This window comes from Neobacillus drentensis (genome assembly GCF_036965245.1).
Taxonomy (GTDB): Bacteria; Bacillota; Bacilli; order Bacillales; family Cytobacillaceae; genus Neobacillus; species Neobacillus drentensis_G.
In genome coordinates this window covers 41,017-51,198 of record NZ_JBALPG010000034.1, presented here as the reverse complement: position 1 = coordinate 51,198, position 10,182 = coordinate 41,017, and the positions used below count along the sequence as shown (strand labels likewise).

Below are 10,182 nucleotides of genomic sequence, written 5' to 3'. Positions count from 1 at the left end.
CCCGTTAATACGGGATAAAGGACTGAAAATACTATGGAACAGCGAACACATTATTTCTTAGCAGTAAGAATTCCTGAAGAAACGAAACGAATCATGAAAGCCCATATTGAAAAAATAAAGGAAGTCCTCCATTTTAGTCGTTGGGTACATTATCAAGACCTACATATTACATTGGCTTTCCTAGGGGCAGTTAATCCCGAAAAATTGGCTGCGGCAGAAATCAACGTAAAAGATGTTTTAAGCGATGTGAAAGCATTAAAATTGAAAATAAACAAACTGGGAATTTTCGGTCAGGAAGATTCACCTCGGGTTCTATGGGCAGATACCGAGGAAAGCACTGAGCTTATAGCCATTAGAAAAAAGGTGTTTTCAGCCAGTGAGAGGGCAGGTTTTCAGCTGGAAACAAGACCATTCCGCCCTCATATCACAGTGGCAAGGAAATGGATCAGAGCCCATCCATTTCAAATGGAGCAGTTAGAGGTTTGGAATAAGCTGCAGCCTGAACTACTTCCATTTCAAGCAAGTGAAGTTGTTTTATATCAAACACATCTAAATAAGATTCCTAAATATGAAGCAATTACACTGTTTCCATTACAAACATAGTCAAAGGTTGGTTTTATGAAGCACATATACTTTATTGTCAATCCAAAAGCAAGAAACGGCTACTGCCTTAAAATTTGGGAAGGAATTGAAAGTCAACTAAAGATTGAACAAATATCCTATCTCGCATTTTTTACTGAATATCCAGGACATGCTAAAAAACTTGCCAGCCAAATTGCATTGCATAACCAGGAGCAAAAGCTAATTATTGCTGTTGGCGGAGACGGAACAATGCACGAAATGATAAATGGAATCATCAATGACAAAAGAATCACTCTCGGATTTATTCCCGGTGGCTCCGGTAACGATTTTTCGAGAGGCTTTCAAATTCCAACCGATCATCTGCAAGCCTTAAAAGTGATACTTCGCTTGATGAAGCAGGAGTCATTGCCGATCGATATTGGGAAAGTAAAGATGGATGATGGAAAGGAGCACTTCTTTATTAATAATATGGGCGTTGGATTCGATGCCATCATTTCCCATGAGGTTAACCAATCTCGAATGAAGGCGCTGTTAAATAAGTTTTCACTAGGCAGGCTAGTGTATGTTTATTTTCTGTTAAAAAAACTTTTTACTTATAAAACGACAACAATTAATTTATCAATTGACGGAAAAAAGCATATATTTGAACAAACATGGTTTGTTACGGTTTCTAACCAGGCCTATTATGGAGGCGGGATGAAAATTGCACCTCACGCTGAGCCGGATGATGGTCTGTTTGATATCACCGTTGTCCATCAGTTATCTCGGTTAAAACTGCTCCTCGTCTTTATCAGTGTTTTTTGGGGAAAACACATTCATTTTAAAGAGGTGAAAACCTTTAAAGGAAGAGTTATTTCGATTCAATCGCCAAATTCCTTATATGTTCATGCTGATGGGGAAAATATCGGATTTACTCCACTCTCAATCCACCTTAAACCGAGAGCATTGGGGGTGTTGACTAGAAGACGCCGGAAGGAAGAAATTGATCTAAAGGGGAGGGATTCGAATGATTTCTGCTGACAGGAAGTTTCGTGCCTACTTAGATGAGATGAATATCATTACGATTCTTCTTCCTTTTTCCTATCATCACGGCATATCATCTACTTTCTATATGGCATCTGATGCTGTGAAGATACCATTGCAAATATTAACGAAGATGGAAATAGAACATAATCATAAATATGTTTGCCAGTTTGAAGGGGATATTTCATTTGGAAGGCAATATTGGATCATTGATGAGCATGGCGGGAAAACCGATTTGCAAATTGGTGCCGTAATCAGGACCGACTCGTTTGATGAAAAATTCTTTTACGATGGAAATGACCTCGGGGTAACCTTTCATGCTGATCAAACCAGATTTAAGCTTTGGGCACCGACTGCGACTGGAGTCAAATTAAAACTGCGCCCTCCATCTGGCCAGTTTTCAGAAATAATTAAGATGCGACGAGAGGCACGTGGCATTTGGTCAGTTAGTGTTAACCGTGATGTAGAAGCATATCAATACAGTTTTCTTGTCCTTGTGAATCAAGAGTGGCGTGAGGCTGTTGATCCTTATGTTAAGGCAGTATCGGCGGGTGGAGAGCACGGGGTCATCGTGAAGCTCGAAAAAACATACCTGCCAAGACCAGTCTTATCGCCCTTAGATAACCCTGTTGATGCGATTATTTATGAAACACATATTAGAGATTTTTCCATCCATAAGAATAGTGGAATCCAGAATAAGGGACTGTATCTTGGTGCAGGTGAGCTAAACACGAAAGGTAAAGACGGCGAGCCGACTGGATTATCGTACTTAAAAGATTTGGGCGTTACCCATATTGAATATCTACCGTTTCATGATTTTGCTGGTGTCGATGAATTACATCCAAATAAAAACTATAACTGGGGTTATAATCCTCTTCATTTCAATGCTCCCGAGGGCAGCTATGCATCAGACCCTTCCAATCCTTATTCAAGAATCATCGAGTTGAAGACATTAATTGATCAAATTCACAGTATTGACCTCAGGGTGATTATGGATGTGGTGTATAATCACGTCTTTATTAGGGAAAATTCTTCTTTTGAAAAAATAGTCCCAGGTTATTATTTTCGTCATAACGAAATTGGCATGCCTTCAAACGGCACCGGTGTTGGAAATGATATTGCTTCAGAACGAAGAATGGTGCGAAAGTATATTGTCGACTCAATTCGTTATTGGATGGAAGAGTATCATATAGATGGATTTCGATTTGATTTAATGGGAATTTTAGATGTGGAAACGATGATCGAAGTGAGAAAAGCGTGTGACAATATAAAGGAAGGCACGCTTATTATTGGTGAAGGATGGAGCCTAAATACACCACTTTCAGCGGATCAAAAGGCAACAATTGTGAACCAGGCAAAAATCCCACAAATCGCCCAGTTTAATGATAAATTTCGAGACATCATTAAAGGCAGTACATTTAATTTGTTTGACAAAGGTTATGCACTAGGTAATGAGCATGACTTGGATGCTGCTATGGAGGTCATAACAGGCAGTATTGGTTTGGCAAAGAGAGGAACTCGGCTCTTTAATGAACCCTTCCAATCAGTAAATTATGTAGAATGTCATGACAATCACACCCTGTGGGATAAGCTTCTTGCCTGCTTCCCTGATGAGGATTTAGGGACTCAAATAAGATACCACCGCCTTGCAACTGGAATCGTTCTATTATCTCAAGGAATACCATTTCTTCACAGCGGACAGGAATTTTTCCGCACCAAACATGGAGAGGGAAATAGCTACCGTTCCCCGGATGCTATCAATCAGCTTGATTGGGATCGAAAAAGTCAGTTCAAAGATAATGTGGAATATATCAAAGGGCTAATAAAAATTCGCAAAGCATTTCCATGTTTCCGAATGAGAACTTTTGAAGAAATCCGCACCCACATATACCCATTATCCTTTTCTACTCCGACTTTAGGGTGCTTATTTAAAATGAATCATGAGGAAGTCATTCTAATGATCAATCCTTCTAAGATGAGACAATCCTTTACCCTTCCTGCTGGAGAATGGTCGGTTTTGGCTAATCATGAGTATGCGGGAATTTCTTCCAAAGTAGTCTTGCAAGGGGGAAAAAACACGATGGAACCAATTTCTCTTAAAGTTTTGCTAAAAAAATAGTTTTCCAAGATTAACTTGACGAAAAAAGGCAATAGGAGATAAAATTTATTAAGATGGCTATTGTGTGCAATGGTTTCAATAGCTTTTTTTTATTCAAAAAAAAGTTATTGATATAATTGTGGTTTATTATAACCTTTCAGCAGCACAGGTTTTACCTCTAAATCTAGGGGAACAGGCCCATTAGAACGGCATAAATTGAAGGTGAGCAATTTTGGAACATTTATTAGGACAAGAGTGGGAAATTACCCCTGCTGGAGGCAAAACAGGAGAAGCCTTTTATGCAAAATATGAAGATCAAAGGCTTTTTTTAAAGCGGAATTCCTCTCCATTCCTTGCAGTACTTTCGGCTGAAGGAATCGTCCCAAAGCTTGTTTGGACAAAACGATTGGAAAATGGAGATGTAATTACAGCGCAGCAATGGCTTCCTGGCCGAGAGTTAAAGCCGTCAGAAATGAACCAAGAGAATGTTGCAAGATTGCTTAAGAAAATCCATTGTTCGGAGCCAATGCTCGGAATGTTAAGTCGGATAGAGAATTCACCCTTACATCCAGAGCCTATTTTACATTCGGTGGAAAATGAGTTGGATGATCAGGTACTTTCCTTACCAGAATCGCAAAAAGCTATGAGCTTTTTAAAGAATGAAGCATTGAATGTTTATTGCGATGAAAAAGTGGTTTGTCATGGGGATGTCAACCATAACAACTGGCTGCTTGCAGAAGACAACCAGTTGTACCTGATTGATTGGGACGGGGCAATGATTGCCGACCCCGCAATTGACCTAGGTCTGCTCCTTTATTGGTACATTCCCGAAAACAACTGGCATGATTGGTTAAAGCTGTACGGCAAAGAGCTAACAGATCATCTAAAGCTGAGGATGAAATGGTATGTGACAATCCAAACACTTTCTTCCATTCAATGGTATAAAAATAAAAACCGACTAGAAGAAATGGAGAGATGGATTAAGTTTATAAACGAAATCCTCTAGTTATGAAAATTGGCCAATATCGCTTACCCACTGGGATAAGTTTTCTTGGTTTGATAAAATATGCTGATCTAAATCAGCTGTTTGTGCGCCATGCTGGCTGTATTGATATACCTCTTGCAGGATGTTTTTCACATTCTGATCAACTTGAGTGTTGACCATAAGGGACTTTACTAAGCGTTCCAGCTGTTCACATTCTGCTACGGACCCGCAGCAATCTGTTTGATGATTGTTTAAGATATCTTTTAGTAATGTAACTTGGTCACTATGACTTAATGGCATATTAGCACATCCTTTCAAGTGAAAATAAAAAAGAATTCACCTTAGGTTGTGAATTCTTTTTCTGTTTATACGCGGCCTTAATTTCCATTTGATTTTTCTTGCAAGTAAAATGGCAGCATGTTATGTTTTGAACGATAAATTTTTATTAGGAGTGTCAAAATGAGACTTAGAAATAAGCCTTGGGCGAAGGATAAAATAGAGCAGCATCCACAATATATAGTAGCAAATCCCGAATTGTACAAAGGAAAATGGCATGAGGTTTTTGAAAAAGAAGGGCAGCTACATATTGAAGTCGGTACAGGAAAAGGTCAATTTATCACCGAAATGGCGAAAGCAAATCCTGACATTAATTATTTTGGGATTGAATTATATGACAGTGTCATTGTGGCAGCATTAGATCGATTAATTGAAGCCGATTTACCAAATCTTAAGCTTTTGAACGTGAATGCAGCTGATTTAGCAAAATACTTTACGAAAAATGATGTTGACCGAGTTTATTTGAACTTTTCTGATCCTTGGCCAAAAGTACGTCATGAAAAAAGAAGATTAACGTATAAAGATTTCTTAAAACTTTATGAGGATATATTGGTCGATGGGGGAGAAATTCATTTTAAAACCGATAATCAAGGTTTATTTGAATACTCGCTCATGAGCTTTTCAGCATATGGTTTATTGCTAAAATATGTGAGTCTTGATTTTCATAAGAGTGGTTACGAAGGAAACATCATGACAGAATACGAACAGAAATTTTCCGAAAAAGGAAATCGGATTTATCGCTGTGAAGTTAAGTATCAAAATTAATACTTTGGACAGTTCTTTTAAGGAGCTGTCTTTTTTTGTTTCTTCAATTAGATACACAATGTTAAAATATAGAAAATGGGAACAAGAGGAGGAATTTAAGTGCAAACATTAAAAGTTGGGGGCGTTTCCCTAACCTGGTTATCAGGAGGGGTAACGAATTTAGACGGCGGTGCCATGTTTGGTGTGGTTCCAAAGGGATTATGGTCAAGAAAATATCCTGCCAATGAAAACAATCAAATTGAATTGCCGACCGATCCTATTTTAATCCAAATGAATGGGAAAAATCTTTTAGTCGAATCAGGACTTGGCAAAGGGAAATTAACTGATAAGCAATTAAGAAATTATTGCGTCTCAAGGGAGTCAGAGCTGGAAGAATCATTAAAAAAAGTAGGCTTAAATGCCGAGAAAATTGATTATGTGTTAATGACACATTTGCATTTTGATCATGCTGGCGGCTTGACAAAGCTTGTGGATGGCAATTATGTTTCCACTTTCCCAAATGCGAAAATTATTACCTCACAGGTAGAATGGGACGAAATGCGCAATCCTAATATTCGTTCAAAAAATACATATTGGAAAGAAAACTGGGAAGCGATTGAATCTCAGGTGATTCCTTTTGAGGAAAAGTGGAACTTAGGGGCCATCACGATGATTCATACCGGCGGGCATAGTGATGGGCATTCGATTCTCATCATTGAGGATGGAGGCGAAATGTCCATTCACATGGCGGACCTTATGGCAACACATGCCCATCAAAATGTTTTGTGGGTCATGGCCTATGATGATTACCCAATGGTTTCGATTGCGGCAAAAGAAAAATGGCTGCCATACGGATTAGGAAAAAACGCATGGTTCACCTTTTATCATGATGCCTTTTACCGTGCTGTTAAATGGGGACTTGATGGAAAAGAGATAGTGGAGAGCATTAAGAGGGAAAGATAAGCAAAAAATAGCCGTATCATTTTGAATGCGGCTATTTTTAGTATCAATATACTGGTTCTTCTGTTAACGGACGAACATCCAATAAAGTTCCAGTCTGAGCATCGGCAATGAATTCAAATTGTTCATTGGTTCCATTATTATTTTTAGAAATACCGCCCTTATAAACACGATAGCTAAATTGGTGTTTTTCATAAGGTTCCGCAACCATATGGATCCATGAGCCGCTGATCGTCCCGTTTTGTTTAAATTGTTTTTTTACGTGCTCCAACACTTTTTCAGGTGACACATTTGTTTTGTGATTTAGGATTTCTTTGGTTACGTAGCCGCCGACTAAACCAACCGCTGTACCAAGGAAGAAGGATTTCCAGTTCATAAGACACCTCCAAAATTGGAAAAGATTACTTTATTAGATTCTCTTCTCAGTATATCGTATTTATTGTTAGGAAGATAATATTACAGATAATGAAATGAATTATTGGTAACAGATGCGAAGTTTCTGTAAAATAAAAATATACATACTACTTCAGAAAATTCTAAAGGAGCCTTAAAATGAACGAACAAACATTAAAACTTTTTCAAACGTTAACCGAGCTTCCTGGAGCACCGGGAAATGAGCATTTAGTAAGAAATTTCATGAGGGAACAATTGTCTCAATACTCAGATGAAATTATTCAAGATAAACTAGGCAGTATTTTTGGAGTAAAAAAGGGAAATGGACAAGGCCCGACTGTAATGGTGGCAGGGCATATGGATGAAGTTGGATTCATGGTGACTTCTATCACGGATAATGGGATGATTCGTTTTCAAACACTTGGCGGCTGGTGGAGTCAAGTTCTTCTCGCCCAGCGTGTCCAAATTATGACGAAGAATGGACCAGTCATCGGTGTTATTGGCTCAATTCCACCGCATCTTTTAGATGAATCGAAGAAAAACAAACCAATGGAAATAAAAAATATGCTCATCGATATTGGGGCAGATAATCGTGAAGATGCTGAACGGATTGGCATTAAGCCGGGACAGGCTATTTTACCAATTTGTCCATTTACGCCGATGGCGAATCCAAAGAAGATTTTAGCGAAAGCATGGGATAACCGTTACGGATGTGGACTTGCGATTGAACTGCTTAAAGAATTAAAGGATGAAACCTTGCCAAATATTTTGTATTCTGGAGCAACCGTTCAAGAGGAAGTTGGCTTACGTGGAGCGCAGACTGCAGCAAACATGATTAAGCCTGATATCTTTTTTGCGATGGATGCAAGTCCGGCAAATGATATGACTGGGGATAAACAAGAGTTTGGCCAGTTAGGGAAAGGAACATTACTCCGTATCCTTGACCGCACCATGGTAACGCATCGTGGTATGAGAGAGTTTATTCTCGATACAGCTGAAACAAACAATATTCCATATCAATATTTCGTTTCCCCAGGCGGAACAGATGCTGGACGTGTTCATTTATCCAATGAGGGAGTGCCAAGCGCTGTTATTGGTATTTGTTCGCGCTACATTCATACACATGCCTCCATTATTCATGTAGATGATTATGCTGCCGCAAAAGAATTATTGATTAAACTTGTGAAAGCTTGTGACCAAACAACGGTTGACACCATCAAATCAAACAGCTAATTTTTTGAGGAAGTATTTTTTAAATGCTTCCTTTTATATTTAATGTTATAGGGTATTTGACCCAGAAAACGAGAAAAAAGATAATATATAAAAAGGAGTTACCTTCATGAAAATTATCATCGGGTCAAAAAATCCGGCAAAAATTAATGCTGTAAAAAATAGTTTTGCATATGATCATGAAGCAGAGTTTGTTTCATTCGATATTCCATCTGGTGTAAACAAACAGCCATTTTCGGATGAGGAAACCATCCAAGGAGCAATTAATCGTGCTGTTGGTGCTTTAAAGAAAGTAAATGGAGATATTGGAATCGGGCTTGAAGGAGGGGTTTATGAAAAGAGCTACGGTTTGCTGCTTTGTAATTGGGGGGCCATTGCAGCACGGAATATGGATCCCATTATCGCTGGCGGTGCAAGATTCCTTCTTCCTGAGGAAGTGGCAGCAAGACTAAGAAATGGTGAAGAGCTAGGGCCTGTTATGGATGACTATGCAAAAATGAAAAATGTAAGGAAACATGAAGGAGCAATTGGGATTTTTACGAACGGAATGATTAATCGGGTTGATATGTTTACTCATGTAACAAAGTTATTAGTCGGACAATATACCTATCAACAAAATCGACTAGGCAGATAATCTTATTTTTCGACACTAACTATCGACAAAAGTCTTGTCAATTGAATATTCCGACAGGTATTATGGGGATAGGACTTTATTCGTATATAGGAGGCGAAAAATCTGAAATTCTTCAAAACCATTACTATTATCATGCTATCGATTCTGTTTTTAAGCGCTTGTAACAATGCATCGTTTAAAGAAGAAAGTAAAGTTACAATTAAAACTGTAAAAACAACGTTTAATGAAAAAGAGAAAAAACCAAATAAAAAGAGTGGAAATGTCAATTTTTATCTACCTTCTGGTTATAGCATAAAAGATCAAACTCCAAATAATATTATTTTACAGAATGGCTCTGACACCTATATTCTGTTTATTAATCCTCATGAAGACACATCAAGTGAAGTCGTCTATAAAGCAACAATTGAACAATACAAGAAACTCGATACAAACGAAAAATATACGAATAATGAAAATAAATTTGGCTTTATGACGATTAAGCAGTTAAAGGATGACAACTTGAATGAAATAACCATTGGTGTTGGCGGTACCAAAATAACAACACAAGTCAAAACAAGTGATTTGAATAATGAGTCCAAAATTATGATGCAAATCGTGAATTCAGTGAAATATACAAAAGAAGCGAAGGAATAAACCTTCGCTTTTATTTTTCAAATTATCACGGTCTAGGCATAATAGGATATGAAGGAATCCCAATAACGGGTGCATATCATTGGACTGAAAAGCTGTCGGACTGTTATGATTTAGGAAGAATCTAACAAAAAAAACATATCATCAATCGGAGGCGTTGAATTTGAAAAATTTAGAGTCAATGGAGCAATTTGAACAACTTCGTGACGGATCAAAAACGATCTTTATGTTTTCAGCAAACTGGTGCGGGGATTGCCGCTTTATCGAACCTGTACTGCCAGAAATAGAAGCAAAATTTACTGAATTTACGTTTATTCATGTTGACCGTGATCAATTTATTGATTTATGCCAGCAGGTGGATGTATATGGAATACCGAGCTTTATCGCCTATGAAAACGGAAAAGAGCTCGGCCGCTTTGTAAGTAAAGACCGTAAAACGCAAGAAGAAATCGAAGCTTTTATTTCCGATTTAAAATAATCGAAATAGAAATCCCCTACATTTTGAGATGGGGGATTTTTTCATGTACAATAAGATACACAGCTCCTAGAAATGGTGGGTTTATTATG

The 10,182-nt window shown here is 38.0% G+C and carries 12 protein-coding genes; 10 read left to right on the top strand and 2 right to left on the bottom strand.

The features are described 5' to 3' along the window. The first annotated feature begins 33 nt into the window (after positions 1–33). The 4 genes from thpR (at position 34) to V7150_RS09030 (ending at position 4,709) form a co-directional block, all read left to right on the top strand. Entirely contained in the window at positions 34–603 is a 570-nt protein-coding gene (gene thpR, locus V7150_RS09045; protein WP_335516512.1) for an RNA 2',3'-cyclic phosphodiesterase, read from the top strand. A 15-nt stretch (positions 604–618) separates the two neighbouring features. Continuing rightward, positions 619–1,602: a diacylglycerol/lipid kinase family protein gene (locus V7150_RS09040; RefSeq protein WP_335516509.1), complete on the top strand. Its 984-nt coding sequence runs from the start codon at positions 619–621 to the stop codon at positions 1,600–1,602. After that, the gene (gene pulA, locus V7150_RS09035) at positions 1,589–3,724 is read left to right on the top strand and encodes a type I pullulanase (RefSeq protein ID WP_335516505.1); all 2,136 of its coding nucleotides are present in this window, start codon (positions 1,589–1,591) and stop codon (positions 3,722–3,724) included. Before V7150_RS09040 ends, pulA begins: the two co-directional genes overlap by 14 nt. A 211-nt stretch (positions 3,725–3,935) precedes the next feature. Beyond that, positions 3,936–4,709, top strand: coding sequence for a phosphotransferase family protein (locus V7150_RS09030; RefSeq protein WP_335516502.1), 774 nt, complete (start codon positions 3,936–3,938; stop codon positions 4,707–4,709). Here V7150_RS09030 and V7150_RS09025 read toward each other — a convergent pair whose 3' ends face one another. Continuing rightward, complete coding sequence (locus V7150_RS09025; RefSeq protein WP_335516500.1) at positions 4,710–4,988, bottom strand: YtzH-like family protein; 279 nt, start codon at positions 4,986–4,988, stop codon at positions 4,710–4,712. A 159-nt stretch (positions 4,989–5,147) separates the two neighbouring features. Between V7150_RS09025 and trmB the strand changes: the two genes are divergently transcribed. After that, positions 5,148–5,789 carry a tRNA (guanosine(46)-N7)-methyltransferase TrmB gene (trmB, locus tag V7150_RS09020; RefSeq protein ID WP_335516497.1) on the top strand — a complete coding sequence of 214 codons (642 nt, stop codon included), beginning with the start codon at positions 5,148–5,150 and terminating at the stop codon, positions 5,787–5,789. A 99-nt stretch (positions 5,790–5,888) separates the two neighbouring features. Continuing rightward, entirely contained in the window at positions 5,889–6,731 is an 843-nt protein-coding gene (locus V7150_RS09015) for a YtnP family quorum-quenching lactonase (RefSeq protein ID WP_335516494.1), read from the top strand. 43 nt (positions 6,732–6,774) lie between these two features. Here V7150_RS09015 and V7150_RS09010 read toward each other — a convergent pair whose 3' ends face one another. Then, positions 6,775–7,104, bottom strand: a complete 330-nt coding sequence (locus tag V7150_RS09010; RefSeq protein WP_335516493.1) for a PepSY domain-containing protein — start codon at positions 7,102–7,104, stop codon at positions 6,775–6,777. A 176-nt stretch (positions 7,105–7,280) separates the two neighbouring features. Between V7150_RS09010 and V7150_RS09005 the strand changes: the two genes are divergently transcribed. From V7150_RS09005 to V7150_RS08990, 4 genes are all read left to right on the top strand, one after another. After that, positions 7,281–8,354 carry a M42 family metallopeptidase gene (locus V7150_RS09005; protein ID WP_335516491.1) on the top strand — a complete coding sequence of 358 codons (1,074 nt, stop codon included), beginning with the start codon at positions 7,281–7,283 and terminating at the stop codon, positions 8,352–8,354. 106 nt (positions 8,355–8,460) lie between these two features. Continuing rightward, positions 8,461–8,985 carry a DUF84 family protein gene (locus V7150_RS09000; RefSeq protein ID WP_335516488.1) on the top strand — a complete coding sequence of 175 codons (525 nt, stop codon included), beginning with the start codon at positions 8,461–8,463 and terminating at the stop codon, positions 8,983–8,985. 132 nt (positions 8,986–9,117) lie between these two features. Next, complete coding sequence (locus V7150_RS08995; RefSeq protein WP_335516486.1) at positions 9,118–9,618, top strand: hypothetical protein; 501 nt, start codon at positions 9,118–9,120, stop codon at positions 9,616–9,618. 160 nt (positions 9,619–9,778) lie between these two features. After that, the gene (locus V7150_RS08990) at positions 9,779–10,093 is read left to right on the top strand and encodes a thioredoxin family protein (RefSeq protein WP_335516484.1); all 315 of its coding nucleotides are present in this window, start codon (positions 9,779–9,781) and stop codon (positions 10,091–10,093) included. The last annotated feature ends 89 nt before the right edge of the window (positions 10,094–10,182 follow it).